This is a genomic window from Comamonas testosteroni, assembly GCF_000761245.1.
GTDB classification, from domain to species: Bacteria; Pseudomonadota; Gammaproteobacteria; order Burkholderiales; family Burkholderiaceae_C; genus Comamonas; species Comamonas testosteroni_C.
This window is the reverse complement of sequence record NZ_AWOR01000043.1, coordinates 112,005-138,964: the sequence shown is the minus strand read 5'-3', so window position 1 is coordinate 138,964 and position 26,960 is coordinate 112,005. Positions and strand designations below refer to the sequence as shown.

The 26,960-nt window shown below is 63.0% G+C and carries 24 protein-coding genes; 9 read left to right on the top strand and 15 right to left on the bottom strand.

Annotated features, from left to right (window positions below; translation table 11 throughout):
* Positions 1 to 13 precede the first annotated feature (13 nt).
* The 4 genes from P353_RS09970 to P353_RS09955 are packed head-to-tail and all read right to left on the bottom strand — an operon-like array spanning position 14 to position 3,952.
* Entirely contained in the window at positions 14 to 604 is a 591-nt protein-coding gene (locus P353_RS09970) for a hypothetical protein (RefSeq protein WP_034368670.1), read from the bottom strand.
* Positions 601 to 1,869, bottom strand: coding sequence for an SAM-dependent methyltransferase (locus tag P353_RS09965; protein ID WP_034368668.1), 1,269 nt, complete (start codon positions 1,867 to 1,869; stop codon positions 601 to 603). Before P353_RS09965 ends, P353_RS09970 begins: the two co-directional genes overlap by 4 nt.
* Positions 1,866 to 2,618 (bottom strand): DUF1365 domain-containing protein, encoded by a 753-nt coding sequence (locus P353_RS09960; RefSeq protein ID WP_034368665.1) that lies wholly within the window; start codon positions 2,616 to 2,618, stop codon positions 1,866 to 1,868. The genes P353_RS09965 and P353_RS09960 overlap by 4 nt, the downstream gene beginning before the upstream one ends.
* A complete protein-coding gene (locus P353_RS09955; RefSeq protein WP_034368662.1) occupies positions 2,615 to 3,952 on the bottom strand; it encodes an NAD(P)/FAD-dependent oxidoreductase in 1,338 nt (445 codons plus the stop codon). Before P353_RS09955 ends, P353_RS09960 begins: the two co-directional genes overlap by 4 nt.
* 140 nt (positions 3,953 to 4,092) lie before the next feature.
* On the opposite strand from P353_RS09955, the gene P353_RS09950 reads away from it, so the two are divergent.
* Positions 4,093 to 4,731, top strand: coding sequence for a TetR/AcrR family transcriptional regulator (locus P353_RS09950; protein ID WP_034368659.1), 639 nt, complete (start codon positions 4,093 to 4,095; stop codon positions 4,729 to 4,731).
* Between the two features lie 82 nt (positions 4,732 to 4,813).
* Here the strand turns inward: P353_RS09950 and P353_RS09945 are convergent, their stop codons facing one another.
* From P353_RS09945 to msrB, 5 genes are all read right to left on the bottom strand, one after another.
* Entirely contained in the window at positions 4,814 to 5,503 is a 690-nt protein-coding gene (locus P353_RS09945) for a glutathione S-transferase family protein (RefSeq protein ID WP_034368656.1), read from the bottom strand.
* The gene (locus P353_RS09940; protein ID WP_034368653.1) at positions 5,481 to 5,975 is read right to left on the bottom strand and encodes a nuclear transport factor 2 family protein; all 495 of its coding nucleotides are present in this window, start codon (positions 5,973 to 5,975) and stop codon (positions 5,481 to 5,483) included. Before P353_RS09940 ends, P353_RS09945 begins: the two co-directional genes overlap by 23 nt.
* A 191-nt stretch (positions 5,976 to 6,166) precedes the next feature.
* A complete protein-coding gene (msrA, locus tag P353_RS09935; protein WP_034368733.1) occupies positions 6,167 to 6,907 on the bottom strand; it encodes a peptide-methionine (S)-S-oxide reductase MsrA in 741 nt (246 codons plus the stop codon).
* A gap of 5 nt (positions 6,908 to 6,912) precedes the next feature.
* Positions 6,913 to 8,745: a cytochrome c biogenesis protein DipZ gene (locus P353_RS09930; RefSeq protein ID WP_034368651.1), complete on the bottom strand. Its 1,833-nt coding sequence runs from the start codon at positions 8,743 to 8,745 to the stop codon at positions 6,913 to 6,915.
* Between the two features lie 13 nt (positions 8,746 to 8,758).
* A complete protein-coding gene (gene msrB / locus P353_RS09925) occupies positions 8,759 to 9,250 on the bottom strand; it encodes a peptide-methionine (R)-S-oxide reductase MsrB (RefSeq protein ID WP_034368648.1) in 492 nt (163 codons plus the stop codon).
* A gap of 173 nt (positions 9,251 to 9,423) precedes the next feature.
* Between msrB and P353_RS09920 the strand changes: the two genes are divergently transcribed.
* The 6 genes from P353_RS09920 (at position 9,424) to P353_RS09895 (ending at position 16,729) form a co-directional block, all read left to right on the top strand.
* Positions 9,424 to 10,140 (top strand): response regulator transcription factor, encoded by a 717-nt coding sequence (locus tag P353_RS09920; protein ID WP_034368646.1) that lies wholly within the window; start codon positions 9,424 to 9,426, stop codon positions 10,138 to 10,140.
* A complete protein-coding gene (locus tag P353_RS09915) occupies positions 10,137 to 11,606 on the top strand; it encodes a sensor histidine kinase (protein WP_034368643.1) in 1,470 nt (489 codons plus the stop codon). Before P353_RS09920 ends, P353_RS09915 begins: the two co-directional genes overlap by 4 nt.
* A 434-nt stretch (positions 11,607 to 12,040) precedes the next feature.
* The gene (locus tag P353_RS09910; RefSeq protein ID WP_034368641.1) at positions 12,041 to 12,739 is read left to right on the top strand and encodes a gluconate 2-dehydrogenase subunit 3 family protein; all 699 of its coding nucleotides are present in this window, start codon (positions 12,041 to 12,043) and stop codon (positions 12,737 to 12,739) included.
* 3 nt (positions 12,740 to 12,742) lie between these two features.
* Positions 12,743 to 14,512, top strand: a complete 1,770-nt coding sequence (locus P353_RS09905; protein ID WP_034368638.1) for a GMC family oxidoreductase — start codon at positions 12,743 to 12,745, stop codon at positions 14,510 to 14,512.
* Positions 14,513 to 14,522: 10 nt separating this feature from the next.
* Positions 14,523 to 15,902, top strand: a complete 1,380-nt coding sequence (locus P353_RS09900; RefSeq protein WP_034368637.1) for a cytochrome c — start codon at positions 14,523 to 14,525, stop codon at positions 15,900 to 15,902.
* Positions 15,903 to 16,273: 371 nt separating this feature from the next.
* Entirely contained in the window at positions 16,274 to 16,729 is a 456-nt protein-coding gene (locus tag P353_RS09895) for an Lrp/AsnC family transcriptional regulator (protein WP_003054244.1), read from the top strand.
* Between the two features lie 195 nt (positions 16,730 to 16,924).
* Here P353_RS09895 and phnE read toward each other — a convergent pair whose 3' ends face one another.
* From phnE to P353_RS09875, 4 genes are all read right to left on the bottom strand, one after another.
* Positions 16,925 to 18,499 (bottom strand): phosphonate ABC transporter, permease protein PhnE, encoded by a 1,575-nt coding sequence (gene phnE / locus P353_RS09890; RefSeq protein WP_034368635.1) that lies wholly within the window; start codon positions 18,497 to 18,499, stop codon positions 16,925 to 16,927.
* Positions 18,490 to 19,335 (bottom strand): phosphonate ABC transporter ATP-binding protein, encoded by an 846-nt coding sequence (locus tag P353_RS09885; protein ID WP_034368632.1) that lies wholly within the window; start codon positions 19,333 to 19,335, stop codon positions 18,490 to 18,492. The genes phnE and P353_RS09885 overlap by 10 nt, the downstream gene beginning before the upstream one ends.
* Positions 19,336 to 19,409: 74 nt before the next feature.
* Entirely contained in the window at positions 19,410 to 20,291 is an 882-nt protein-coding gene (locus P353_RS09880) for a putative selenate ABC transporter substrate-binding protein (protein WP_034368629.1), read from the bottom strand.
* Between the two features lie 224 nt (positions 20,292 to 20,515).
* The gene (locus P353_RS09875; RefSeq protein WP_420093380.1) at positions 20,516 to 22,474 is read right to left on the bottom strand and encodes a choice-of-anchor I family protein; all 1,959 of its coding nucleotides are present in this window, start codon (positions 22,472 to 22,474) and stop codon (positions 20,516 to 20,518) included.
* A gap of 549 nt (positions 22,475 to 23,023) precedes the next feature.
* Between P353_RS09875 and P353_RS09870 the strand changes: the two genes are divergently transcribed.
* Together P353_RS09870 and P353_RS09865 are read left to right on the top strand one after the other, a co-directional pair.
* Positions 23,024 to 23,860 carry an RNA ligase family protein gene (locus tag P353_RS09870; protein ID WP_034368623.1) on the top strand — a complete coding sequence of 279 codons (837 nt, stop codon included), beginning with the start codon at positions 23,024 to 23,026 and terminating at the stop codon, positions 23,858 to 23,860.
* Between the two features lie 73 nt (positions 23,861 to 23,933).
* Positions 23,934 to 25,079, top strand: coding sequence for an AAA family ATPase (locus tag P353_RS09865; RefSeq protein WP_034368621.1), 1,146 nt, complete (start codon positions 23,934 to 23,936; stop codon positions 25,077 to 25,079).
* 71 nt (positions 25,080 to 25,150) lie between these two features.
* Here P353_RS09865 and P353_RS09860 read toward each other — a convergent pair whose 3' ends face one another.
* On the bottom strand, positions 25,151 to 26,383 hold the full coding sequence (locus P353_RS09860; RefSeq protein ID WP_034368619.1) for a cyanate transporter: 1,233 nt from the start codon (positions 26,381 to 26,383) through the stop codon (positions 25,151 to 25,153).
* A 96-nt stretch (positions 26,384 to 26,479) separates the two neighbouring features.
* A complete protein-coding gene (locus tag P353_RS09855) occupies positions 26,480 to 26,920 on the bottom strand; it encodes a nucleoside deaminase (protein ID WP_034368730.1) in 441 nt (146 codons plus the stop codon).
* Positions 26,921 to 26,960: the final 40 nt, after the last annotated feature.

Here is a 26,960-nt window from a genome sequence, read left to right as displayed (position 1 = left end):
GCTCCACTGGCGCTCAGCCCAGGCCCAGCAGCGAGCTGCGCATGGCAGGGGCCGAAGTCTGAGGCGAGAGCCAGATGCCGAAGAACAGGCGTGCATACTCAGCATCGCGCAGCTGCGCAGTCTGGCGGCCGTTGTGGAAAAAGCGCACTTCGCCCTGGCCGTCGTTCAGGCCCAGCAGCCGGTCCTGGGCCTGTACGTCGGGGAAGGCCTGTTTCATCAGCTCCAGCCATTGGCGGGCCTGCTCCTCGGTGAAGCTGCCCACTCTGCGCATTTCGGCGATGGAGCGCTCGGCAATGGCTGTGCCCTCGAGCTTGCGGTCATAGACCAGCTCCAGCGCAAACAGGTGCCGGGCGTAGTCTTCTGGAGGGAACCCGGGGGCGGCCCACAGCCGTGCCTCGTAGACGCGCAGGCCGAAGAAGCGCAGCACGCCTTTGCCCACCAGGCGTCCGGCAGGCAGCGTGCTGCGCAGTTCGGTGGGGAGATCTGCTGTCGGGGTCATGGCGTGAATCAGGTTGGACATGGCGGTCAGTGAAGGGGCAAGAGCGCAGGCAGCGCCCCAGGCCAAGGCCTGGCGGCGGTGCGCGCGGGGTGGAGGGGCAGTCATGGCAGGGGCCTGCGCAGCGTGAACTGGACGACATCGGTGTTGCCGGTGTCGAAGGCCGCCTCGCAATAGGCAAGGTAGAAGCGCCAGATGCGTACAAAGCGCTCGTCAAAACCCAGGGAGTGCACGGCGTCGAGTCGGTGCTCGAAGGACTGGCGCCAGCGGCGCAGCGTTTCCGCATAGTCGCGGCCGAAGGCCAGGTGATGCTCGACCACCAGGCCGGCGCGCCGTGCTTCCTGCGCGAAGGCGGAAATACTGGGCAGCAGCCCGCCCGGGAAGATGTACTGCTGTATGAAGTCGGTGGATCGCAGATAGCGCGCGAACAGGTCTTCGCGCAGCGTGATGGTCTGTATGCAGGCCAGGCCCCCGGGCTTGAGACAGTCGCGCAGTGTCTGGAAGTAGCCGCGCCAGTATTCGCGGCCCACAGCCTCGAACATCTCGATGGAGACGATGGCATCGAAGGGCTGGCGGGCATACAGGGCAGGCAGGTCACGGTAGTCCTGGTAGCGCAGCTCCACGGCATCGGCCAGACCGGACTGCCGCATGCGCTGCTGCCCCCAGTTCAGCTGCTCGCGCGACAGCGTCACGCCTGTGACCCGGGCGCCGAATTCGCGCGCTGCCGTCTCGGCCAGGCCACCCCAGCCGCAGCCGATCTCCAGCAGGCGCTGGCCGGGCTGCAGCCGTACCTCGTCCAGCGTGCGCCTGAGCTTGGCCTGCTGGGCTGCCTGCAGGTCGGCTTGTTGCAGCGACTCGCCCGTGCGGCCCTCGAACCAGGCTGCGCTATAGCTCATGCCGGGGTCCAGCCACAGCTGGTAGAAGTCATTGCCCAGGTCGTAGTGGGCATGGATGTTTCTGGCGCTGCCGGCTCGCGTATTGCGCTGCAGCAGGTGACGCAGGCGGTAGCCCAAGCGGCCCCACCAGCTGCCGTAGATCAGGCTTTGTACATGGTCGCGGTTGGACATGCACAGCCGCAGCAGCGCAGCCAGGTCGGGGCTGTCCCACTCGCCCGCGATATAGCCCTCGGCCAGACCGATATCGCCCGACTTCAGGGTGCGCTCCAGCGCCTGCCAGTCGTGCAGCACGCAATGCGCATCGGCAGCCCCCGAAGGCGGGCGGGGCAGGTGCAGCAGGCGGCCATCGGGCTGCTCAAGGTCCAGCTGCCCGTGGGGCAGGCGTTCGAGCAGGTTCAGCACCTGGCGTGCCCGCGCAGGCATGCGGCGCGGCACTGCGGCAGAGCGGCTCAGCAGGGGGGCGGCAGTGGTGTTCATCGTGTGACAAAGCGCTCGGGCGCTGTGGGTTTGCCATGGAAGGGCAGGCGCTTGGCCCAGAGGCGCAGCGCCTGCCAGTGGATGCGGGCGATGACGCCCAGCGTCATCAAAGGAGTGCCGAAGAAGGCGCGGCGCACGGTGGCCGCGTCCAGCGGATGCAGCGTGCCGCCCACGCAGGTCTGCAGCAGCGGGCCGTTTTCGTCATGCAGGTCCACGCGAGCCAGGGTGCGCTTGTCACTGCGCTCGAAGCGGAAGCGGTACTCACCCCGCACTTCACAGAACGGCGAGACATGGAATTGCTTGCGTGCCGTCTGCTCGCGGCCCCAGGCCAGGTCCGGGCCGGCCAGCAGATAGGCATGGCGCTCGCCGAAAGTGTTGTTGACCTCGGCCAGCACGGCGGCCAGCGAGCCATCGCTGCGGTGCGCATACCAGAAGCTCACGGGCTTGAACACATAGCCCAGCACGCGCGGAAAGGTGTGCAGCCAGACTTCGCCGTCGGCATCGTCAATGCCTTCGCTGTGCAGCAGTTGCTCGAACCAGGTCAGGGCGTCGGCTCCACCCTCGCCGTGGTCGCTGTCGTGAAAGCTGATCCAGCCGCGCCGGTTGCGCCGCAGCACGGCTTCGGGCTGCGTGCGCAAGCTGCGCAGTGGCAGCATGAGGAAGTAACCGGAATATCGGAAAGCATGCTCGACGGGCCGCAGGCGGCGATGCCAGACATGGCCGAAGCCGATGAGGGGGCGGGCCTTCATGCTGCCCCCCTGATGACAGGGCTGACAGGCAGCTTGGGCAAGGCGTCCAGCAGAGCATCGGCCGCGTCCAGCCCCGAGCGCAGGCCGTCTTCGTGAAATCCGTAGCCGCACCAGGCACCGCAGAACCAGGTCCTGCGCTGACCCTGCACAGCGCCCACCTGAGCCTGTGCCCTGATGGCCGCCAGGTCGAACACCGGGTGGCTGTACTCTATGCGTGCGTGAACCTTGCTGTCGTCGATGGGACGCACCGGGTTCAACGAGACCATCACGGGCTGCTGCCACGGCAGAGGCTGCAGGCGGTTGATCAGATAGTGCAGGCATACACCTGTCTGGTCGCGCCCCGCATCGGCCGCGCGCTCGTAGTTCCAGGCTGCCCAGGCCGCCTCGCGGCTCGGCAGCACGCTGGCATCGGTGTGCAGCACGGCTTGGTTGGGCTGATAGCGTATGGCTGCCAGCACGGTTCGCTCTTGCGGCGTGGCATCGAGACCCAGCAGGCGCAGGGCCTGGTCGCTGTGGCAGGCCAGCACCACGGCATCGAAGTGTTCCGTGCCATGCGCCATCTGCAGCAGCACGCCATGCGCCACGCGGCGCAGGCCCAGCACGGGCGCGTTCAGACGGGCCTCGTGGCTGCCATCTTGTTGCAGCGCGCTCAGCATGCGCCGCACATACTGGCGCGAGCCGCCGCGCACCGTGTACCACTGCGGCCGGTTCGAGACCTGGATCAGGCCATGGTTGTGGCAAAAGCGAATCAGCGTGGCCACGGGAAAGCGCAGCATCTGGTCCGTTGGGCAGGACCAGATACAACCCATCATGGGTAGCAGGTAGTCCTGCCGGAACGCGGTGCCAAAGCCGTGTTCATCCAGAAAGACTTCGATGGAGCTGCGCAGGCCGGCTTCGTCGCCTTCTTGGGCGATACGTGTGGCCAGACGATTGAAGCGCAGGATCTCGGCCAGCATCTTCAGAAAACGGGGGCGCAGCAGATTGCTGCGCTGAGCGAAGACAGCTCCCAGTGAACTGCCACTCCATTCGAGGCCCTCACGTCCATCGGCCTGCGGTACCTGCACCGAGAACGACATTTCGGCTGCTGCTGTAGGCACTTGCAGATCTTCGAACAGCTGCGTCAAAAGCGGATAGGTGCGGTGATTGAAGACCAGAAAGCCTGTGTCCACCCCCTGGCTCACACCATCCAGCGTCATATCCACGGTGTTGGCATGGCCTCCGAAATGACCACCGGCCTCCAGCAGCGTCACGCGATGTCCACCCGGAGTTTCGGCCAGCCGCCGGGCCGCTGCCAGACCCGCAACCCCTGACCCTATGACTGCAATGCGATGCATGGGAATGCCTTTCCTGCTTTTACCGCTAGTTTAGACCATGAAGGTCAAACTGTGAACTGATGAGTTCAAACTATAAACCATATATTTATGTTTTGTACTATCTAGTACGAGGTGTGGCCTATCAGGTCTAAAATACGCACATGACAAGCCGCTCCTCCATCAAACAGCAGATACAACGCGTGCGTGAGCAGGCCATCGTGGTAGCCGTCAACCGGCTGCTAGCCACCAAGGGCTATGACGCCATGACGGTGGACGAGGTCGCGGCCGAAGCCGGCATGGCCAAGGCCAGCCTCTACAAGCTGTTCACCTCCAAGGAGGAACTGGCGGGTGCCGCCATGGTCGGTGTGCTGGACCGTGCCCTGGCCTTCGTGGAGGGGCTGCGCGACGAGGCAAGCCAGGCGGCAGAGGCCGGTGCGCCCATGCGCCCGCTGGATCAGCTCAAGTCCGTGACGCGCTGGGCCATGCAGACGCAGCTGGAGGGTGAAATGCCTTCCCTGCCGGCGCAGAACTCAAATCTCAGCGCCTCGCTGCAATCCAACGATGCCTACATGGACCGGCTGATTGCCCTGAGCAATCGGCTCAGCATCTGGATCACCGAAGCCCAGACCAGCGGCCAACTGCAGTCCGCTCTACCCCCCGAATTGGTGCTGTATACGCTGTTCGCGCGAGCCTGCGATCCCGTCGTGGCCCTGCTCAAGGAATCGGGCCAGTACACGCAGGCGCAGATCATCGACTGGGTGACGAGCACCACGTTTGACGGGCTGGCGGTGGCGCGCTGAGGAGCCTGCGCCGGCAGATACACCAGCTCCTGGTGCTGCCCTGGCAAGGGCTCGATCCGGTTGGCGGGAGTCTGTCGCTGCCTCAGGATTGCATGACGACCGGCCCGCCCTTGCTCAAGGCTCGCTGGTATGCAGCACGCTCATGCATGCGCTGGCGATAGGCGATCAGATGAGGCCAGGCGTTCTCGTTTTCGCTGCGCACCAGAGCCGCTTCAACGGCAAAGCTCATCTGGAAGTCGGCCATGCTCAGATGTTCGCCGGCAAACCAGCGATGTTCTGCTAAATGCGCTTCCATAAACGCCAGCGCTGTCTGCACATTGGGCGCAACGAGTTTTTGCTGCACCCGCTTGCACAGAGCACGGGCGATGGGGCGCACGAAAAACGGCATGGGCTGGCGCGGGATGGTGTCGAAAACTAGTTTCATCATCAGCCAGTTCATCAGCGAACCCTCGGCATAGTGCATCCAGAAGCGGCACTCACGGTATTCTTTGGTGCCTCGCAGGGGCTCAAGGTGCGAAAGCTCCGAAGGCAGCTGATGGCCGTAGCGCTCAACCAGATACTCGATGATCGCGCCTGATTCGGCGACGACTATGCCAGCATCCGTAATCACCGGCGATTTGCCCAGCGGATGCACGCGCTTGAGCTCCGGCGGTGCCAGGCGGGTCCCGGGATCGCGCTGGTAGCAACGCAATTCGTAGGGAACACCGAGCTCCTCAAGCAGCCAGAGTATGCGCTGCGAGCGCGAAGTTTCAAGGTGATGAACGGTGAGCATGGGGCGTTTTTCTGGAAGCGGAACCTGCTTTGCGCAGCCAGCGCATCAAGATTCCAAGCAAAGGCAGCTTCTCGTAAAGCTCTTCAGCTGCATCCCAGTAATCGCGATGCTGGCAGACGAGACCTTGTGCATCAAAGCGCAGCAGGCTGGCACCGCGAATGCATTGCTCGGAACCGGGGCGCCAGCGCCGCAGGCGAAAGCGAAACTCCCAGGCCAGAAAGGCCTGCCTCTCCTGTACCAGCCGCTCGGTGACGACAAAACGCGGCTCTTGCAGCGTGTCGAACATATGGGCGAAGATGCCGGTGATTGCGGTCACGCCGCGCACCTCGTTGAACGGATCCTTGAAGTGTGCATCGCTCGCGTAATAGCTGTCGAGTCGCTGCAGATGGCCAGGAGCCAGTTGTTCGTACAGCTGGACAAGCCGCTCCACTGCGGCACCCGTATTGGTTGAGGAGGAGGGGCTTTGCTGCATGCATCAAATTGTAGGCAAACTGCTCTGCATCGCCCGTGGCGGGTGCGCCACGGCTGTACTCCGTTTCCGATGATTCTTGGCTGCCTAGCGATTGGGGCTGTGGCTGACTCGCCGCTGATCGCCCAGATGTTCGGTGGGCACGCTGCGAGTGCTCCCGTGCGGTGCCGCTTGCAGCGCATTTCGTCGGACTGCTACGGATGCGCTTTCTTGGTCAGCACCGGATCGCTCCGGTAGCGGTTGGGGAAGAGGCGCTTGAGGTTGTTCACCTTGGGCAGATCATTGAAGATGATGTAGGGGTGACGCGGGTTTTCGGTCATGAAATCCTGGTGATAGAGTTCAGCCGGATAAAAGCTGGCCTTGCCTTCGAGGCGGGTGACTATAGGCTTGGGATACAGGCGTGCAGCATCGAGCTGTGCAACATAGGCCTGTGCCGTCTTGAGTTGCTCGGGACTGGTCGCAAAAATGGCCGACCGGTACTGCGTGCCGGTGTCAGGCCCCTGCCGGTTGAGCTGGGTGGGGTTATGGACGACCGAGAAAAATATCTGCAGCAGCTCTCCATAGCTGATCTGGGACGGATCGAAGGTGACTTCCACCGATTCGGCATGGCCGGTGTTACCGCGGCTGACCAGCTCATAGGACGCGTTGGAGGCCGCGCCTCCGCTATAGCCCGAGACAGCACGTTGCACGCCTTTGACATGCTGGAAAACGCCCTGTACTCCCCAGAAGCAGCCGCCGGCAAAGATTGCACGTTGTGGGGATTGCCCTGCGGCTGGAAGATCCGTGGCAGGTGCAGGAATGCGAACTGCATCCTCGGCCGAGAAGGCAGTTGGCTGCCATAGCAGTCCGCTGCCCAGCAAAACGATGCTGCTTGCCATTGTCTGGAGCAGGTCACGTCGGTTCGAGATAGTCGCTGAGGTGAGGCTGGTGTTCATGATGGTCATCCGAAGGTGAAGGCATAGGCGGAGACGCCGCTGTCAAGGAACTCGATGCTGAAGGTGTGCTCGGCAACGGCGCCGGACTGGCGCACCAGCTGATAGAGTCGCTGTCCGGTAACGATGCCGCTACCGTTGCTCGCCACGTCCACGCCGTGGGCATCGCCGGGTGGTTTGCCGTCGATGCAGACCTTGAAGCGCACGGGTTTTCCGTCCGGGCCGGGGCTCAGCACCAGATGCAGGTCACGCGCCTTGAAGCGGTAGACGATGCGGCCCGAGGGGCCGGTCAGCAAGGCGCTTTCCGCCCCCACCATCCATTGACCGGCCAGGCCCCAGGTGTTCAGCCTGGGCTCTTGCGGCTCCAGATACGTTGTCGTTCTGTCGTGCACGGCTTTGGGAGTAGAGGTGAAGTTCTCGGCGCGCTCGTAGCCCAGATAGGTTTCGGGCGAGGCGACCTCATCCATGCTGGCGGCCAGTTGCAAGCCCCCCGCATCCACCTCCGTCAGGCCCATGGCCGAACGGGTGCTGCCTGCTTCTTTGAGAAGCTGCTGTATCACACGTTCAGACTCTGCATAGCCGCCCTCGCCAAAGTGGTGGTGGCGTATGCGTCCCGTGGCATCGATAAAGTAATGAGCAGGCCAGTATTGGTTGCGGAATGCGCGCCAGATCGCATACTGGTTGTCCACAGCCACCGGATAGCTGATGCCCAGATCTTTCATGGCCTTGCTCACGTTGCCGATGTCACGTTCAAAGGCAAACTCGGGTGCGTGCACGCCGATCACGATCAGGCCCTGGTCGCGGTATTTTTCGGCCCAGGCCTTCACATAGGGAAGAGTGCGCAGGCAGTTGATGCAGGAGTAGGTCCAGAAATCCACCAACACCACCTTGCCTCGCAGGTCCTGCTCGCCCAGAGGCTTGGAGTTGAGCCATTGGGTCGCACCGTCCAGGGGCGGTGCGATGCCTTCATCGGGCAGCGCCTGGGCTGTGCCGGACGGCCCGCTCATGCGCATTGCAGCTCCTGCGGCCATCATGGCGGCTCCGTCAGCCGGCGCCTGGGATGGCGCTTGCATCATCATGCCTGGGTTGCCACGCATGGCAATCTGGTTGTCATTGTGCGGCTGGTTCAGGTGCTCGAGCAGTTTCTGCTCCAGGCCGCTGGTGGATGATGTTGACAGTCGGGCCAGCAAGCCAGTGTCGATTCCCAGGGCGATGGCTGCAACGCCGGCGAGCATGGCTGCCCCGAGGCCGCGCCGCACCCATTCACCGGCACCCAGCGAGCGCTTGAGCGCAGCAAATACCCGGGCGCCGAGCAGCAGAGCCGCGGCCATGGAGGTCGCAGCCCCGGCGGCGTAAGCCAGAAGCAGCAAGGTCGAAGTGGTATTGGCACCCTGCAGGGCCGCGCCTGTCAGTATGAGGCCCAGGATGGGCCCGGCGCATGGGGCCCACAGCAGCCCTGTCGCTACTCCCAGCACGACAGAGGATCCGATCTGCGGCGTGCCGCCGGTCTGTGCCGACTCCGACAGGCGTGCGCCTGCAGCCACCAATGGTCGGGTCAGCCGCTCCGACAGATGCGGCAGCAGCAGGGTCAGCCCGAAAACGGCTACCAGCGCCAGAGCCAGCCAACGGCCATATTGATTGGCAGTCACGACCCAGCCGCCGCCTACGGCTGCGAGAGAGGCAACGACCGCGAAGGTCAGCGCCATGCCTGCCAGCAATGGCAGGCCGCTGCGCACAAAGGGCTGATTCGCGCGAGAGAACACGAAGGGCAGCACGGGCAGGATGCAGGGACTGACGATGGTCAGCACGCCGCCCAGATAGGCAAGGACGATCAGCAGCATGGCCTGTTTCTCCTCAAGCGGGCTTGGGCGTGAAAGTCAGCGCAAGACCGTTCATGCAGTAGCGCAGGCCTGTCGGAGGCGGCCCGTCATCGAAGACGTGGCCAAGGTGACCGCCGCAGCGCCGGCAGTGGGCCTCGATGCGCACCATGCCGTAGCTTCGATCCTTGCGGGTGGCGACGGCATTGTCTAGGGGCTTCCAGAAGCTGGGCCAGCCGGTGCCGCTTTCAAACTTGGTGGTGGAGGCAAACAAGGGCAATGAGCAGCCGGCGCAGGAAAAGGTACCCGGGCGGTGCTCCTTGTTGAGCGGGCTGCTGCCCGGAGGCTCCGTAGCCTCCTGGCGAAGCACGGCATATTGCTGGGGACTGAGCCGAGCACGCCACTGGGCGTCGGTGTAGCTGATTTCGAAGGACTCGGTCGCCGCAGTGGCGCGGCGGTGGAACGTTGCGGCGCAGAGAGCAGCGGCGGAGGCTGCTGCGCCCAGGAGCATGTGGCGTCGGGTGGTCATGGCATCGGCTTTCTGGGTTCGATGACATTGAGCTTATGGAGTGCCGGTCCCGAAGTCCTCACGCAAAGTTAAAAAAAACGTGATAACTCCCAGCGAGCAGTTTGAGCACAATGTGAAACCAAGCGGCACTGCGCCAAAGTGCTGCATCAACTGCCCCGGAGACCTGAATACCCATGACCATCGCCCGTCGCATTCTGCTGGTCGAGGACGACGCCCATATCGCCGATCTGCTGTCGCTACACCTGCGGGACGAGGGGCTGGATGTCGTGCATTGCGCCCGCGGCGACGACGGTCTGGCGCATCTGGAGCGTGGCGGTTGGGATGCGCTGGTACTGGATCTCATGCTGCCTGGCGTGGACGGTCTGGAGATCTGCAGACGTGCGCGCGCCATGACGCGCTACACGCCGATCATCATCATCAGCGCCCGCTCCAGCGAGGTGCATCGCATTCTGGGACTGGAGATCGGCGCGGACGACTATCTGGCCAAGCCGTTTTCCGTGTTGGAACTCGTGGCCAGGGTGAAGGCCCTGCTGCGCCGGGTCGACGCGCTGGCTCAGAGCGCGCGCCTGGAGTCGGGCAGCCTGTCGGTCAACGGGCTGGTCATGGATCCGGTAGCCAGGGATGCCAGCCTGAACGGACGCCATCTCGACCTCACGCCCCGGGAATTCGATCTTCTGTATTTCTTTGCCCGCCAGTCGGGCAAGGTGTTTTCGCGCATGGACCTGCTCAACGCGGTTTGGGGCTATCAGCACGAGGGCTACGAGCACACCGTCAACACCCATATCAACCGGCTGCGTGCCAAGGTGGAGGTCAACCCAGCACAGCCCACGCGAATCCTCACGGTCTGGGGGCGAGGCTACAAGTTTGCCGAAGCCGGGGAGGGCGAATGAACCTGACTCTGACTCAGCGGCTGGCGATCGTGTTTGCCCTGCTGCTGCTGGTCTGCAGCGGCACTTCCGCCTGGCTGCAGCTTCGCTCCAACCGCATGCACGAACTGGAGGTGGTGCAGGCCTTGTCCCGCGACGTTGCCGAGAGCATTGCCCGCGACGCCCAGTTGACGGATGCGAACGGCTTGATGCCGAACGCGGTGCGCAATCTGTTCAACCAGCTGATGATGGTGAACCCGAGTGTCGAGGTCTATCTGCTGGAGCCTGATGGGCGCATTGCCGGTCATGCGGCCCCCGAGGGGCGCCTGCGTCGCGACCGGGTTGACCTGGAGCCGGTTCATCGATTTATCGATGGTCATATGCTGCCCATTCTGGGTGACGATCCGCGCAGCCGCGATGGCCGCAAGGTCTTCAGTGCCGCCCCCTTGAGCGTGAACGGCAGGGAGGTCGGCTTCATCTATGTGGTGTTGCTGGGCGAGGCCCATGATCTGCTTGCCGCCAGAGGCTCCGCAGACGCGGTGCTGAAGACCGCATTGCTGTCGATCGGCATGGTGGGGTTGCTATGCCTGGCTGCTGGGCTTGTCGCCTTCACCTTGATCACACGCCCCTTGCGGCGTCTGACCGAGTCGGTGCGGCAGTTCGACATGCAAGGCGTTCCGCCCGAGATGCCGGAGCGTGCTTCGGAGGCGGCCGATCACAGCCGTGACGAAATCGCCGTGCTGGACTCGGCCTATAGGCAGATGGTGCTGCGCATCAGCGAGCAATGGCAGGCGCTGAGGCGACAGGATCAGGAGCGCCGGGAGTTGATCGCGAATGTTTCCCACGATCTGCGCACGCCGCTGTCGTCCTTGCATGGGTATCTAGAGACCCTGCTGCTCAAGGATGCAAGCCTGGATCCCGCAGAGCGCAGGCGCTATCTGGGCATTGCGCTCGACCAAAGTCAGAGGGTGGGGGCTCTGTCCCAAAGCCTGTTCGAGTTGGCGAGGCTGGAGTATGGCTTTGTGCAGCCCGAGCTCGAATCCTTCTCGCTGCGGGATCTGGTGCAGGACGTTTTTCAGAAGTTCGAGCTTGCCGCGGAGTCGCGCCATATCGCCCTGCAGGCGGATCTGGCCCCGCAGTTGCCGGCGGTTCGTGCAGACCTGGGAATGATGGAGCGAGTCCTGAGCAACCTGCTCGATAACGCCTTGCGCTACACCCCTGAAGGCGGGTCGATCAGGGTAGGCATCCGAGGTGTGGGCCAAGAACTGGAGTTGACGGTCAGCGACACCGGCCCAGGCATTCCGCCGGAGTTGCGCGAAGGTCTGTTCAGGCGTCCGTTCACGGTCGGCGGCGCCCGCCGAGACGGAGGGCTTGGCTTGAGAATCGTGCACCAGATGCTGGAGCTGCATGGGGTCAGAATCCATCTGGTCGAGGGTGACGGCGGGGGCGCTGCGTTCCGGTTTTCTCTGCCACGTGCTCCCGATGCCTGATGCACAGCAGAGCTGCAAGCAGGCGTTTCCTGAGCCACGAAGGCCATCCCCGGCCGTCGGTATCGCCTTGAGTCGGGCCCCGCTGCGGGCTGTGTTTGGCGACCTGGCAATCGCCTGCAGATTCATAGCAGTCTTATGTCTTATATCTAAGTGAAAACCCCAGTTGCGCACTCCAATAAAAGACCATCACCTACTAGCAGTCAAGGCAGTCGTCTGACACAAGTACTTGCCAGCGCAACTATTATCAATTTGTTAAGGCGGTTTGGGCCGGCTTGAAAAATGCTTTGGCTCTGTGTACGAGTGCCCGCTTTGCGGGCATTTTCTTTGGGCTGCAGCTTTCGGTCGGAACCACCGCTGATTCAAAAAACTTGAACACTTGCTCATCGCACAACTGGCTGTGCATGAGCGGGTTCACACGATGTAGGAATCGCAAAATGTCCAACTTTTCCCCACCCAGCCGCAGATCCTTTCTGTTCGCCTCCGGTGCTGGCGTCGCACTGGCCGGAACGGCCGTGACCATGCATGCCAACTCCAAGGAGCCAGCGCTCAAACTGGATGCATACAAGCCCGAGTATTTCGATGCGGATGAGTGGGCCTTTGTTCTGGCGGCGACAGCGCGCCTGATCCCGTCCGAAGGCGACGGTCCCGGAGCGATCGAAGCCCATGTGCCGGTGTTCATCGACCGTCAGCTCAAGAGCTACTACGGCACTGCTGATATCTGGTACATGGAGGGGCCGCACGATCCCACGGCCAAGCCTGACCGCGGCTGGCAAACGCCTTTGACGCCTGCACAGCTCTATCGCAAGGCGATTCCTGCCTTCAACGCCGAGTGCAAGACACGCTACGGCAAGGAATTCAAGGACCTGTCACATGAGCAGCAGGATGAAGCGCTGACGGCTTTGCAAAAAGGTGAGATCAAGCTGGACCCCGAGTTGAGCATCTTCTTCACCACCTTGCTGGCCAACACCAAGGAGGGCTATTTCGCCGACCCCATGCATGGCGGCAACTACGGCATGCAGTCCTGGAAATACATCGGCTTCCCTGGCGCTCGTGCCAGCTTTTCCGAGTGGGTTGACCAACACAACAAGAAGTACCCGCTGGGTCCGGTTTCCATCAAGGGCGAAAGGGCATAAACCATGGCACGCATTGAAAAGAAAAAAGACGTGGTCATCGTGGGCCTGGGCTGGACCGGCTCCATCGCCGGCATGGAGCTGGCGGCCGAAGGCCTGGAAATCGTGGCGCTGGAGCGTGGTGGCGACCAAAACACGGTGCCCGAGTTCAAGTACCCCAACCAGATCGACGAGCTGACCTGGGGCGTGCGCCTGAAGAACATGCAGCATCCGCGCCAGCAGACGGTGACGATCCGTCGCAATGACGGCGAAATCGCGCTGCCATACCGTGCGATGGGTTCGTTCCTGCCTGCCAACGGCGTCGGTGGCGCGGGCACCCACTGGAATGGGCTGCTGTGGCGCCCTCAAGCTGAAGAAATTCAGCTGCGCAGCTATGTGAAGCAGCACTGGGGTGAGTCCATCATTCCAGAAGGCATGAATCTCATGGATTACCCCGTCAGTTACGACGAGCTGGAGCCCTTCTTCACGCAGTTTGACGAAGTAGCGGGTATCTCCGGCAAGGCTGGCAATCTCAACGGCAAGATTCAGCCTGGCGGCAATCCTTTCGAAGGCTGGCGCTCCAAGGATTACCCCATGCCCCCGCTGCCTGCGACCTACGACGCAACTTTGTTCGAGGCGACGGCCAAGCAAATGGGCTATCACACGTTCCCGGCGCCCGCAGGCATTGCCTCCACCGCTTATGTGAATCCCTATGGCATGCAGATGGGGCCCTGCAACTTCTGCGGTTTCTGCGAGCGCTACGGCTGCTACCAGTATTCCAAGTCGTCACCCCAGACGGCTGTTCTGGACGCGCTCAAGCGCAAAAAGAATTTCAGCTATCGCACGCATTGCGAAGTGCTGCGCGTGGAAAGCTCGGAAGACGGCAAGACCGCCACCGGCGTGACCTACTTCGACTCCAACACCAACGAAGAAGTGTTCCAGCCAGCAGATCTGGTGATTCTCTCTTCCTTCCAGCTCAACAACGTGCACTTGCTGCTGGTTTCCGGCATCGGCAAGCCCTACGACCCCAAGACCAACGAGGGGGTGACCGGCAAGAACTACGCCTATCAGATGAATGGTGGCGTGACGATGTTCTACAAGGAGGCGAACTTCAACCCCTTCATCGGTCACGGCTCCAACGGGTTCTGTATCGATGACTTCAGCGTCAATCAGAACGACTTCGGCAAGCTGGGCTTCATCGGCGGTGCTTACTGGCGTTCGGGGACCTTCAACGGCCAGCCCATCCGCTCCATGCCGCTGCCCAAGGGTACGCCGGGCTGGGGTGCCGGTTGGAAGAAGGGTATCGGCGAGTGGTATGGCCACTCCATGTCCATCGGCACGCACGGCTCGCATATGTCCTACCGCGCCAATCACCTGGATCTGGACCCCACCTACAAGGATCCACACGGCCGTCCGCTGATGCGCATGACCTTCAACTGGCAGGACAACGACCTGAAGATGAACCAGTACCAAAAGCTCAAGGCTGCAGAAGTTGGCAACAACATGAAACCTGATCAGATCCAGCTGGGTTTCAAGGACATCGGTGCGCAGTTCGACGTGCGTCCCTACCAGACCACACACACCACTGGCGGTCACATCATGTCCGACAAGCCTACGGAAGGCGTGGTGAATCGCTACTGCCAGACCTGGGACAAGCACAACGTGTTCGTCTTCGGTGCCGGCAACTTCGTGCAGAACACCCAGTACAACCCGACCGGCATGGTCGGCGGCCTGGCGTACTGGACGCTGCATGCGATTCGCACCATGTATCTGAAAAACCCACGTCCGCTGGTCTGAGGAGCAAGACATGAAGAAAATCCTCAGCATTCTGATTGCGCTGATCGTTCTGGGCATTATGGCGGCGCTGGCGCTGATCTATGTGCCTTTCAAGCCGACACCGGCGAATGAAGCGCTGGCCGCCGACTGGAAGGCCGAAGCCGGTCGTGGCGAATATGTCATGCGCGCCAGTGACTGCATGGCCTGTCACACCGCCAAGGGTGGCGAGCCCATGGCTGGCGGTCGCGGCATTGAAAGCCCTATGGGCACCATCTGGTCCTCCAACATCACGCCGGACAAGGAAACCGGCATCGGCAGCTGGACTCTGGACCAGTTCCGTGCTGCGATGGTGGACGGCATCGGTGGTCATGGCCAACAGCTGTATCCGGCCATGCCCTACGAGAACTATCGCTTCATGAAGGAAAGCGATATTCGCGCACTGTATGACTACATCCAGACCGAGGTGAAGCCCGTCAGGAACGAGGTGCAGGCCACCAGCCTGAGCTTCCCGTTCAATATGCGCTTTGGCATCCGTGCCTGGAACTGGCTGGCGCTGTCGGGTGATTCCGACTTCAAGCCCATGGCCGGTGACGATCAGCAGATTCGCGGTCAGTATCTGGTCGAAGGCGCAGGTCACTGCGCCGCCTGCCACAGCCCCCGCACTGCCTTCATGGCACAAAACGGCACACGCCTGTCCGATTCCAGCTTCCTCACGGGCGGCATGGTGGACGACTGGTCTGCTCCTGCGCTGCGCGGCAAGGACGCGCGTGCCCAGAAATGGAGCACCGAGCAACTGGCTGCCTATCTGGCAACCGGCCGCAACGCCCATGCGGTGGCCAATGGCGAAATGGCGCTAGTGGTCGAGCACTCCATGCAGTACATGAGCGACGCCGACCTGAACGCCATGGCCAGGTTCCTCAAGACCATGGATGGCCAGAGCGCAGATGCAGCCCCTGAAAAAGTGGTGACACCGGGTCCGCGCAGCACTGCGGTTGCCAAGGCTGATGAAGCTGGTGAGGCCACGGCCAAGCTGCTGAAATCCGCCTCTGCCGACATGCCCTTGGGCGCTCGCCTGTATCTCGACAACTGCGCGGCCTGCCACTTTGTCAGCGGCAAGGGCGCGCCCGAGATCTTCCCCGAGCTGCAAGGCAATGCCATGGTGCTGGGCAAGGACGCCGGCCCCCTGGTGTCGGTGATTCTGCAGGGCGCTTCTTCGCCCGCCACGGATCGCCGCCCCATGCATCTGGTGATGCAAGGTTATGCCGACCGCCTGACCGACGGTGAAGTCGCCGCACTGGCCAGCTTTGTGCGCAAGGGCTGGGGCAATCAGGCTTCGGATGTGAGCGAAAGCCAGGTCAGCAAGGTGCGCAAGCATGTGCAGGCCGCAGCTGCTCCGCAGCGAGCCCAGTAAATAGCACGAACATCCGCCAGGTGTCTTGCGCACCAGGCGGGCGCCCGAAAACCCAGCCCGATGGAAATCTGGCTGGGTTTTTTCATGCAGCTGCTCATGGCCCAGGCGATGGAGCCGTCCAAAAATCAACAGGCCGCATCACTGTGCTTGAGTGATGCGGCCTGTTGCGTGTGCGTGCTGCGGATCAACCAACCGGATGCTGACGGTAAACGGCGCGGTATGTTGAATGGTTTTGCTGCGTCGGTAAACGTGCTTCCATGGACTCAAGTGTGCATGTTGCGCTGCAGAAAATGTTGCTTCAAATTCTGTGAATATAGGTCTGCTACAGAAAAATTTTCTGTTTTTGATTATTTTGCGGTAAATTCCAGAATATGGACACCTTGGATAAAAAGATTCTTGCTGCCTTGCAGGCCAATGCGCGCGCCAGCCTGCAGGACATTGGCGCGGCCGTGGGCCTGAGCGCATCGCCATGCTGGGCGCGCATCAAGAAGATGGAAGAGGCCGGCGTGATCGAGGGCTATACCGTGCGTCTGAACCCCCAGGCTTTGGGACTGGCCGATTCGGTTCTGGTGATGGTCACGCTGGACAGCCATTCGGACAACACGCTGGAAAAGTTCGGCGAGGTGCTGGCCACCATTCCCGAAGTCGTGGAAGCGCATCTGGTATCGGGCGAGTACGACTATCTGTTGCGTATCGTCGTCAAGGACACGCGCGACTACGAGCGCCTGCTGCGCGAGAAGCTCTACAAGATCAAGGGCATACGCCACAGCCAGTCCAGCTTTGTGCTGCGCACGTTGAAAAAAGCCGATCTGCCTCTGGGCGTGTGAAGCAGCATCGCTCTACGTGGTGCGATCAGTCGCGGCGCGGAGCAGGTGTGGCTGAAGCACTCAGGTTTCAACTCTCGTGGAGAACTGGATGCAGACCGGATCGCTGGCAGCGTTGGCTCATCTGGGGGCTGTGCGGCGGATGTGATGGAGGAGCGGGTGAAGCTGACGCGGTGCCGGGGCGCCGCGTCAACCGCCTCAACGCATGGCACGGCGCAAGCCGGCGCTGCTCCAGTCCACGGCAATACTCAGCAAGAGCATGGCCATGATCACGGTGCTGGCCTGGGCATAGTGGAACAGCGAAAGTTCGAAGTACAGCAGCTGGCCCAGCCCGCCAGCTCCCACAAAGCCCAGAATCGCCGCCATGCGGATATTCATCTCCCAGCGGTACAGCGTGTATGCCAGCAGCTGCGGCGCTGCGCCGGGCAGGGTGCCGTAGAAAAAGGCCAGCAGGCGATTGCTGCCGCTGAGCTTGAGGGCATTCGCGGGAGCTGCCGGGGTGTTCTGCAAGGCCTCGGCAAACAGGCGGCCCAGCACACCAGTGGTATGCAGGGCCAGGGCCAGAGCACCGGCAAACGGGCCCAGGCCCACGGCCAGCGCGGTGATCGTGGCCCAGACCAGCTCGGGCACGGAGCGCAGCACGTTGAGCACCACATTCCACGGCGCACGCCAGCGCGGCAGGGCCAGCAGCAGGCCCCCGATCGCGGCCAGCAAGGTGCCGACGATGGAGATGGCCAGAGTCTCCCAGATGCCTTGAAGCACCTTGAGCAGCCAGGGCTGGCTCAGATCGGGCGGGAAAAAGCCGCGTACAAAGTCGCCCATGCTGGCGGCTGCATCTGCCGTGAACAGTGCCGAGAAATCAATATCCAGAAGCCGCAGACTGGCCCATAGCGCCGCGCAGGCAGCCAGCAGAAATGTGCCGGTTCGCCAGCCGAAGGGCAAGGCGCGCGGGGCAGGCGCGGCGTCGAGTGCGCGACGCAGCCACCAGGAGAGCAGATCGGCTGCCGCCACCAGCAGCATGAAGGCCAGCAAAATGCTGGCGGCTTCGCCGCCGTTGAGCATCTTCATGGCCTGGTCCATGAGCTGGCCCAGGCCTCCTGCACCCACAAAACCCATGACCACCGAGGCGCGGACTGCGCATTCCCAGCGATAGACGGTGTAGGAGGTCAGCTCCTTGGCGGCCTGGGGCAGCAGGCCATAGAGCAGAGCCTGGATGCGGCCGGCACCGCAGGCGCGCAGGGCGCGGGCCGGCGCCGGATCGGTGGATTCGAGAATTTCGGCATAGACCTTGGCCAGCATGCCTCCATAGGTCAGGCCTAGGGCCAACACGCCGGCTGCGGGGCCCAGGCCAAAGACACGTACAAATACCAGAGCCCACACCAGCTCGGGAATGCCACGCAAGATGGTGAGCATGCTTCGGGCGATGGGGTTGAGTGTGACCCTCTCGCGTGCCGCGCCCGTGGACAGATAGGCCATGGGCACGGCAATCACAAAGGCCAGCGCCATGCCGGCCGTGGCGATGGCCAGGGTCTCCAGCGTGGCCTGACCCAGGTATGCCAGGAACTCCCCACTGGTTTCGGGCGGCAGAAATTGCGCGAGAAAGCCGCCTATGACCTTGAGATTGTCGGCAGCGAACAGCGGCTTGAGCGAGAAGCCCGAGGTCTGCAGCATGGGCCAGAGCACGACCAGGGCCAGGATCAGCGCGGCGAGACGGCCGCGTGCGGCGGGGTCGCGGCGCGGCGCGGCAGTTGGCGTGTCCCTGTTCACCGGCATGCGTTGACCTGGATGGGGGCGGGCGCCGCCGTGCCGGCAGGAGCGACTGGAGCCAGGCGGTTGTGCAGCGTGGGCAGATCGGCCGGGCTGCCATCGGCATGGGCATAGAGGGCTTGCAGCTGGGCATCGCTGACCTGCGCGGCCGGCAGGTCAAAGGCCAGGCGGCCATCGCGCACGCCCACGATGCGGGCAAAGTTGGCCAGCGCCAGATCGACGGCATGCAGGCTGGCAACCAGCGTGGCCTGGCGCGCGGCGGCTTCCCGCACCAGCAACTGCACCGTGGCCTGCGAGAGTGCAGGGTCCAGTGCCGAGACAGGCTCGTCGGCCAGAATCAGCTCGGCCTGCTGGTAGAGCACGCGGGCAATGCCCACACGCTGCAGCTGACCGCCCGAGAGCTGGTCGCAGCGTGCAAACAGCTTGTCCTCGAGCTGCACACGGGCCAGGGCTTCGCGTGCGCCCGTGATGTCCTGCGGATAGGCCAGCGATGCCAGCGCCTTCCACAGCGGCCACTGGCCGAGCTTGCCGGCCAGCACGGCCGTGACCACGCGCTGGCGCAGCGGAATGGGCGCGGCCTGATGCACGGTGCCAATGCGGCTGCGCAGGGGCTTGAGATCGCGGGCGGCGGATTGCGCAGACGCGGCCCGGCCCAGCACCTGCATGCGGCCTGCCGTGGGCAGATAGGCCGTTCCGATGGTGCTCAGCAGCGAAGTCTTCCCGGCGCCCGAGGGCCCGATGAGCGCAATGCTCTCGCCCTGTATGGCGGACAAGGAGATATGGGACAGGGCGGTAAAGCCGTTGCTGTGGGTCAGGCCCACATCGTCCAGCATGAAGCTCATGAGACGAACATTCTGAAAACAATAGCTGCCAACGCTTGATACATAAGCGTTGGCAGTCAAAAAAGCTGAATTTTTTACTTCAGCAGACCGGCGGACTTGGCGGCGGCTTCAATGCCGTCGTAGTTCTTGGAGTCGGTGGCGATGAACTTGGAGGCGCGCTGCAGGTCCATGATGGCCTTGTGCTCTGGCTTGCTGGGGTCCAGTGCCAGGAAGGCTGCGGTCAGCTTCTTGACGATGGCTGGGTCCAGGTCGCCGCGCACCGTCCAGTTGTAGTCAAAGTAGGTGGGCGTCGTGGCGAACACACGCACCTTGCTGGTGTCCACCTTCTTGGATTCGACCAGCTTGTCCCACACCGAAGTGTTGAGTACGCCGGCCTCGGCCTTGCCTGCGGCTACAAAGGCCACGGTGGCATCATGCGCGCCCGAGTAGGCCACGGTCTTGAAGTCTTTTTCGGGGTTCAGGCCGTCTTGCTGCAGGAAGAAGCGCGGCATCAGGCTGCCCGAAGTGGATGAAGGGGCGCCGAAGGCAAAGGTCTTGCCCTTGAGGTCGGCCAGCGTCTTGATGGCGGGGTCGGCCGTGATGAACTTGCTGGTGAACACCGCATCCTCGGCCCGCTGCACGATGGGGATGGCTGTGCCGTTGGTGCGAATCTTGGCCTGCACATAGGTGAAGCCGCCCAGCCAGGCCAGGTCCAGCTTTTTGGTGGCAAGGGACTCGACCACGGCCGCGTAGTCGGACACGGGGGTGAACACCACCTTGATGCCGGTGGCTTGCGAGAGGTATTCGCCCAGGGGCTTGAACTTGCGCTGCAGCTCGGTCGGTGCCTCGTCGGGAATGGCCGAGACGCGCAGCACGGCAGGGGTGTCTGCATGGGCTGCGGACAGCAAGGAGGAGGAAGCGAGAGCTGCCACGGCCAAGCCGCGCAGCGCCTGGCGGCGAGCGAAAGAGTGCTTCATTAAGTGCTCCGTTCAAAAAGCCACCGCCGTCCGGATACACGGCGGTTTAGTAGGTCACAAGCGTTTGGCTTGCGGCGAATGGGAACCCATAGGCGGTACACCGACCGCTGGCGCTTATTGTTACGTAATTGAGAAACCCTGGGCGCAGTCTTTGCTTGATTTGAATAGCAAAAAGCCCCGTGGGGACGGGGCTTGGCATGAAAGCGACTGCTTGTCTGCAGGTTTCAATATTGCAGATTGAGCTGGTAGACGGCCGTGGTTCCGCTGACCTCGTTGCCCACCATCAGCAGGGGCTTGCCGTTGGGCGACTTGGCGGCGGAAATGAAGTGCAGGCCTTCGGGGCCCAGATCGCCCACATTGCTGAGTGCGGTGCCGGCCAGGCCGGACTTGCTGTCAAAGTTGGCCGTCCAGTTCTCGCGGGTGTTCAGATAGTCGATCTGCTTGGGTGCCTTGGGGTCGGTGATGTCGAACACCAGAATGCCGCCCATGCGCTCCAGGCCCACAAAGACAAAGGTCTTGGTGCCGATCTGGCCCACGGTCAGCCCTTCGGGCTCGGGACCCTTGGCGCTGCTGCGCGCATCGAGCCTGGCCGTTTCGTCATGACCGGTGTTGAAGTAGGTGGCGCAGGCAATGTCACGTTTGGAGCCCAGCTTGCATTCGGGGCTGGCGAGGAATTTCTCGAAGGCTGCGCCAGAGTCCCAGACCTGCTTGCCCTTGGCATCCCAGATGGAGATGGAGCGACCTCCATAGGCATAGAGCCTGTCATAGGTCAGGTAGCCCTTGCCGTCCTTGACGGGGTTGCCGCTGCTGTCGCTCTGGTAGCCCATGGTCCAGGTGACCTTGAGGCGTCCCAGTTTGTCGTCGTCGCGGCAGGTCTTGGGATCCGTGCCAGCCGCGCCGCACCAGGCAAAGTTGGCGCCATTCAGATAGGCGCCATTGGCCAGCTGAGCCAGGTGGGCCGGCAGGTCGTCACCCGCACGGCGCATAAAACCGTCCTTGTGCACCAGATGCTTGATGCGCCACTCTTCCACAAAGCCCTTGGTCACATCGCCTGCCGCAGCCGGGGCGCCGCTCGTCTTGTCGGCGGCTGTGCCGAAATAGCTCTTGTTGCCTTCACCCCAGGCACGTGCATCGCCTTCGTTGGCTGTGACCAGATAGGTTGCACCGTCGGCGGCCTTGTAGGCGGCGATGGAGTCCGGCTGGAACATGCCGAAGACGTTGGGGGCCTGGGTGATGTCGATGATCGGGCTCTTGCCGTCACTGTCGGCGAAGTCAAGCTCGTTGCCGGCTGCGCCATGGTCCTTGTAGCCCAGCGCCACCACATCGGTCACGGTGGCGCTGGCAATGTCCACAATCGCCAGCGCATTGTTTTCCTGCAGCGTCACCCAGGCGGTCTTGCCGTCGGGGGCCACGGCAATGTATTCGGGCTCCAGGTCGTTGGCCACGGCGGCCGTTCCCTGGCCGTCTGCGGTCGGGCCGAAGATGCGCACGCCCTTGGCCAGCAACTGCGCCTTCTGGCTGTTGAAGGCCTTGAAGTCGGCAGTGCGAGCCACAGGCTTGGCAGGCGTGCTCACGTCGATCACGCTGATCGAGCCTTCGGGGTCGAACTGGTAGTCATCGCTGGGCTCGCCCTCGTTGGCGACCAGAATGGTCTTGCCGTCGGGGGTGAAGGTCAGCATATCGGGCAGGGCGCCCACGGGCACTTCGGCGATCACGCTGAGCTTGTCGGCGTCATAGATGACGACCATGCCCTTGTCCGTCTTGACCGATGCCTGCACGGCAGCAGCCACCAGGCCGCCATGCACAGCCACGCTGTTGATGGAGGCACCCGCACCCAGCGAGAGCTTGGTGGCATCCAGGCTGGCCAGCATGCGCGGGGCAGCGGGGTTGCTCATGTCCAGCACATCCAGCGCACCTTTTTGGGCATTGACCACAAAGCCGCGTTTGGTGACGGGATCGAAAGCCGTAATTTCAGCGGCGCTCTGCAAAAAGATGCCCGACTGATAGCTGCCGATCTTCTCAAGCAGGAGCGAGACAGGCGTCTTCTCGGGTTCGGGAGCCGGTGCAGGGACCTCGGGAACCGGGGCAGGCGCTGGGGTGGTGCTGTTCGTGTTGTTGTCACCGCCACCACAGGCGGCCAGGGCGGCGGCTGCGATCAGGGAAATCAGAAGAGGTTGGCGCAAGGTCTGTGCAGATGTCATTGAGCGTTTGGCAGGTGCAGTAGGAAAACTTCGATTTGTAACCAGCCTGTGTTTCATCTCTGTGAAACCGATTCGTGGTCTATGCACCACAGGCCCTGCAAAGCGCTTGGCAGTTGCTATACCAAGCCGATAAACTCGCCAGCCTTTACCTCACTTGCGTTATCTGCTCTCATTTTCGAGGTACACCATGTCCTGCCGCATTCGTTTTCGCTAAACGACTTCGCCACACGCTGATCTCTCACGTGTGCGCTGCGGCGTGGACTATCGATCCCCTGCGACGCTTGGCCCGGGCGACCCCGGACGCCTGCTTGTTGCTCCAAGGGGTACTTGAAACCCTTGTTTGGCGCCTGTGACCTCGCTCACGCCCAGGTCTTGCGCTCTTTCACTCTCTGAATCCCGGCCTGTCCTTTGCTCGACGGTCAGGCTTTTCTGTCTTCGTCCGGTGGTGGCGGCGAGCGCCGCTGTCTTTGTCCTTGGTTTGTCTGCCACGCCTTTGGGCGCGTGGCTTATTCCCTCTTTGGAAAGCACAACATGACTACTTCCCATTTATTCAACCTGGAGATTCTCAAATATCCGCGCACGCCGCATTTGCGTGGCTCGCGGCTGCAGGTCGGCGATCAGGCCGAGGCCGTCTCCTATGAAGCGCTGGCCGGCCGGCATATCGTGGTCGAGGAAAAGCTCGATGGCGCCAATGCGGCGCTGAGCTTTGGCGCCGACGGCAGCCTGCTGCTGCAGTCGCGCGGCCACTATCTGCAAGCCGATCAGATGGGCGGGCGCGAGCGCCAGTTCAATGCCTACAAGCAATGGGCCAGAGCCCATGAAGGCGCGCTGATGGCGCTGCTGGACGAGCGCTACGTGATGTATGGCGAGTGGCTGTACGCAAAGCATTCGCTGTACTACGACGCCTTGGCGCACTGGTTTTGCGAGTTCGACATCTGGGACCGCTCGGCGCAGCAGTTTCTGGACACGCCGCAGCGCCATGCGCTGCTGGCGGGTGTGCCCGTGGTGTCCGTGCCCGTTCTCTACGCCGGCCTCGCTCCCAGGCGAATACAGGATTTGCTGGCATTGCTGGCACCGTCCCTGGGGCGCAGCACACGCTGGAAGGCGGTGTTCGAGGATCAGGTGCAAAGGCAGAAATTGGATTTGCCGCTGGCCTGGCGCCAGACCGACAGATCCGAACTGGCCGAAGGTCTGTACATCAAGGTCGAGGAGAACGGCCAGACCGTGGAGCGCTACAAATTCGTGCGCTCCGACTTCGTGCAGGTGATCCTGGAGTCGGGCTCGCACCACAGCGAGCGGCCCATCGTCGCCAACGGTCTGCGTGCAGGCGTCGATATCTTTGCCAGCAAGATTCAAAAAAGCTGGTGAGGCCTGTCCAACAAGCGCTGATAGCTATCAAGACCGTGGTTTTCATGAAGAGGCTGCGGTGAAAGGAGAACTTATGTGGAGCTGGAAACAGATAGCGGCCCTGGTGCCGCATTCCGCTCGCCATGCGGTGGACTGGGCGGCCTGCCTGGAGGCTTTTCCGCAACTTGAGCTGGCCAAGACCACGCCGCAAGACCCGATCTACCATGCCGAAGGCGATGTCTGGACGCATACGCAGATGGTGGTGACCGAGCTGCTGCAGGATGGCGACTATGCGGGGCTCACCAACGAAGAGCGCGAGACGGTCTTTCTGGCCGCGCTGCTGCACGATGTAGCCAAGTGCTCGACCACGCAGATAGCCGACGACGGCCGCATCGCGCAACCCGGCCACTCACGTCGGGGGGCGCTCGACGCGCGGCTCATGCTCTGGGAGGCTGGCACGCCCGTGGCCCGACGTGAGGCGGTATGCCGCCTGATTGCAGTGCATCAGGTGCCGTTCTTCGCCTTTGCCGATTCGCGCAGAGGCGTCTCGTCCGAGTTCATGGTCAGAGAGCTGTCCTGGCAGGTCGATCTGCATTTGCTGGTGCTGCTGGCCAGGGCAGATATTCGCGGCCGCATCTGCCCCGATGTGGACAATGTGCTCGTGAACATCGAGCTGTTCAGGGAGCTGGCGCTGGAAGAGGGCTGTTTGCACAAGCCGCGCAGCTTTGCTTCGGCCGAGACGGCAGTGCGCTATTTCCGCGGTGCCGAGTTGCATCCGGACTATGCCTTGCACGAAGAGCCGGGATCGCGCGTCATCGTCATGTGCGGTCTGCCGGCATCGGGCAAGAATCACTGGGTGGCTCAGCATCATCCGGGCTTGCCCGTGGTGTCGTTTGACGATGCGTGCACCGAGCTGGGCCTGCGCCACGGCGAGAACGAGGGCGCGGCCGCCCATCATGCCGTGGACAAGGCCAAGAGCCTGCTGCGCTCCAAGGCAGCTTTTGTCTGGAATGCCACGCACCTGTCCAGGCAGATGCGCGGCAAGACGCTGGACCTGTGCCTGGCCTACGGCGCGCAGGTGGAGTTGGTGCACCTGGAAGCGAGCAGGTCCACCTTGCTGGCGCGCAACAGCAAGCGCGACACCACGCTCGGCAATGCCGCACTGCTGGGCATGTTGCACCGATGGGAGGTGCCCTTGCCGACCGAGGCGCATGGGCTGCAGCTGCTGGTCAACGAGTAGTCCGCGCAAACATGAAAAGGAAAAAGGGCCTGGAAGTTTCCAGGCCCTTTTGTGTTTTGGCAATGTCGTGCTCAAGGCCGCTGCATGGCTTGCGGATAGCCCTGGGGGTTGAAGCGTGTCACCAGCAGGCAGACCAGTGCGGCCACGCCGGCCTGATAAAGCCAGCCCGTCATCCAGCTGCCGCTGATCTGGTGCAGTTGCGCCATGATCAGAGGGGCCAGGGCTGCAAGGATGAAGCCGCCGCCCTGCATCAGCGAGTTCAGCGCGCCGGCCTGCATGGGTGAAGGCAGATGGTCCAGCGCCACCAGCATGAAGAGCGAAAAACAGCCGCCCAGACCCAGACCCAGCACGATGGCATTGAGAGTGGGCATGGCGTCGGGCCAGAGTCCGAGGCCGGCAAAGCCGATGATCTGCAGCAGCAGGGCCAGCATGAGCCAGCAGCGACGGTCCAGGCTGCGGCGCGCGAGAGCGGGCATGGCCAGCGCCGATGCAGCCTGCGCAATCGACAGAATGGCCAGCAGCGAGCCGCTTTGCGTGGCCGTCCAGCCATGGGTTTGATAGAACGGAGCGAGCCAGGCGACGGTGGAGCCATAGCCGCCGTTCATCAAGCCAAAGCTGATCAGCAGCAGCCAGGTGCGGCTGCGGCGCAGCAGCCAGCCGGTGTCGTTGTCGGCCGCTACCTGGGGCATGGAGGGCCCGGGGGCAACGGGCTCGCGCATCAGGGTCAGCGCATGCCAGGCCAGCGGCAATGCCAGCAGCACGGGAATGGCCCAGATGGCCAGCGAAGCCTGCCAGCCCAGACCCAGCTGCATGGCCACGGGCGAGAGCTGGGCGCTGAGCGCGCCGCCGCCCATGAGTGCGGCCGAGTACAGGCCCATCATGGGCGCCACATTGTGGGGCGACTGGCGCTTGATGAGTCCCGGCAGAATGCTTTGCGCCAGCGCCACGCCCGCGCCGCACAGGCCGGCCGTGACGATCAGCAGACTGCCGGTCGCAGCTCCTGCAGGCGCGAGGCGCAGGGCGCAGCCCAGCGCAATCAGCAGCAGCGAGGCGCAGATGGCAGCGCGCGCGCCCCAGCGGCGCAGGGCCGTGGGAGCCAGCCAGCCGCCAATGCCCATCAGCGCCATGGGCAGCAGCGTGAGCCAGGAAAAGCTGCGCAAATCCATACCTGTGGCCTGCTGTATGGTCGGGGCCAAGGGGCCTGGAGCCGTCAGAAAAGGACGCAGATTGATGGTGACCAGTATCACCACGGCCAGCCACAACAATGGCGGCACGCGGTGCGTTCGGGAAGATGTCGATGTCATGAAGCTCGGGGGCTGGCTGCGCTGCGGTGCGCCGGTGTGCGCGCCGCTCGTCCTGGGCAGCCCGGTTTGTTGTTATGGTTTTGGCGGCAACGAGGATCAGGCGGCGGGCCAGGCCTCATCCCCATAGAGCTGGGCTGCGCGGATGCCGGTGTCGATGCGGGTAATGGGCAGCGGCGGCGGCGTCAGCGACAGGCGCAGGCGCTGGTACGTGCCCTCGCTGGACAGGCCATAGGGCGCGGCGTCCTGGTTGTCGAAGGCGAAGAACACCTGCTCGGCACCATTCATGACCAGGGCCGCCAGGCACATGGGGCAGGGGTGGCCGCTGGCATAGATGGACAGGCCCGCCAGGCTGGGGTTGGCGCGTTTTTGCGTGCCCGCGCGTATGGCCTGCATTTCGGCATGGGTGCTGGGGTCGTGGCTGGCAATGATGTTGTTGACGCCGGTGGCAATGACTTCGGCGCCCTTGGCGAGCACGGCGCCGAACGGACGGCCGCCGTTGACGCGGTTGGCATGGGCCAGGTCCACGGCCAGGCGCATCAGTTGTTGTGGGGTACCGGAAGTTGGGCTCATGACTATG

Bases quoted from the DNA above. Each gene is read 5' to 3' on its own strand.
- P353_RS09905 (WP_034368638.1), top strand. From the start codon at position 12,743: ATGGCACGCATTGAAAAGAAAAAAGACGTGGTCATCGTGGGCCTGGGC.
- P353_RS09920 (WP_034368646.1), top strand. From the start codon at position 9,424: ATGACCATCGCCCGTCGCATTCTGCTGGTCGAGGACGACGCCCATATC.
- P353_RS09950 (WP_034368659.1), top strand. From the start codon at position 4,093: ATGACAAGCCGCTCCTCCATCAAACAGCAGATACAACGCGTGCGTGAG.
- P353_RS09855 (WP_034368730.1), bottom strand. From the start codon at position 26,920: ATGCGCCTGGCCGTGGACCTGGCCCATGCCAACCGCGTCAACGGCGGC.
- P353_RS09900 (WP_034368637.1), top strand. From the start codon at position 14,523: ATGAAGAAAATCCTCAGCATTCTGATTGCGCTGATCGTTCTGGGCATT.
- P353_RS09885 (WP_034368632.1), bottom strand. From the start codon at position 19,335: ATGAGCTTCATGCTGGACGATGTGGGCCTGACCCACAGCAACGGCTTT.
- P353_RS09865 (WP_034368621.1), top strand. From the start codon at position 23,934: ATGTGGAGCTGGAAACAGATAGCGGCCCTGGTGCCGCATTCCGCTCGC.
- P353_RS09970 (WP_034368670.1), bottom strand. From the start codon at position 604: ATGACTGCCCCTCCACCCCGCGCGCACCGCCGCCAGGCCTTGGCCTGG.
- P353_RS09930 (WP_034368651.1), bottom strand. From the start codon at position 8,745: ATGCTGCTGATCGTCCTTGCCTATCTGGGCGGCGTGCTGACCATCGTC.
- P353_RS09880 (WP_034368629.1), bottom strand. From the start codon at position 20,291: ATGAAGCACTCTTTCGCTCGCCGCCAGGCGCTGCGCGGCTTGGCCGTG.
- phnE (WP_034368635.1), bottom strand. From the start codon at position 18,499: ATGCCGGTGAACAGGGACACGCCAACTGCCGCGCCGCGCCGCGACCCC.
- msrA (WP_034368733.1), bottom strand. From the start codon at position 6,907: ATGAACACCAGCCTCACCTCAGCGACTATCTCGAACCGACGTGACCTG.
- P353_RS09955 (WP_034368662.1), bottom strand. From the start codon at position 3,952: ATGCATCGCATTGCAGTCATAGGGTCAGGGGTTGCGGGTCTGGCAGCG.
- msrB (WP_034368648.1), bottom strand. From the start codon at position 9,250: ATGACCACCCGACGCCACATGCTCCTGGGCGCAGCAGCCTCCGCCGCT.
- P353_RS09910 (WP_034368641.1), top strand. From the start codon at position 12,041: ATGTCCAACTTTTCCCCACCCAGCCGCAGATCCTTTCTGTTCGCCTCC.
- P353_RS09965 (WP_034368668.1), bottom strand. From the start codon at position 1,869: ATGAACACCACTGCCGCCCCCCTGCTGAGCCGCTCTGCCGCAGTGCCG.
- P353_RS09895 (WP_003054244.1), top strand. From the start codon at position 16,274: ATGGACACCTTGGATAAAAAGATTCTTGCTGCCTTGCAGGCCAATGCG.
- P353_RS09860 (WP_034368619.1), bottom strand. From the start codon at position 26,383: ATGACATCGACATCTTCCCGAACGCACCGCGTGCCGCCATTGTTGTGG.
- P353_RS09915 (WP_034368643.1), top strand. From the start codon at position 10,137: ATGAACCTGACTCTGACTCAGCGGCTGGCGATCGTGTTTGCCCTGCTG.
- P353_RS09870 (WP_034368623.1), top strand. From the start codon at position 23,024: ATGACTACTTCCCATTTATTCAACCTGGAGATTCTCAAATATCCGCGC.
- P353_RS09960 (WP_034368665.1), bottom strand. From the start codon at position 2,618: ATGAAGGCCCGCCCCCTCATCGGCTTCGGCCATGTCTGGCATCGCCGC.
- P353_RS09940 (WP_034368653.1), bottom strand. From the start codon at position 5,975: ATGCAGCAAAGCCCCTCCTCCTCAACCAATACGGGTGCCGCAGTGGAG.
- P353_RS09945 (WP_034368656.1), bottom strand. From the start codon at position 5,503: ATGCTCACCGTTCATCACCTTGAAACTTCGCGCTCGCAGCGCATACTC.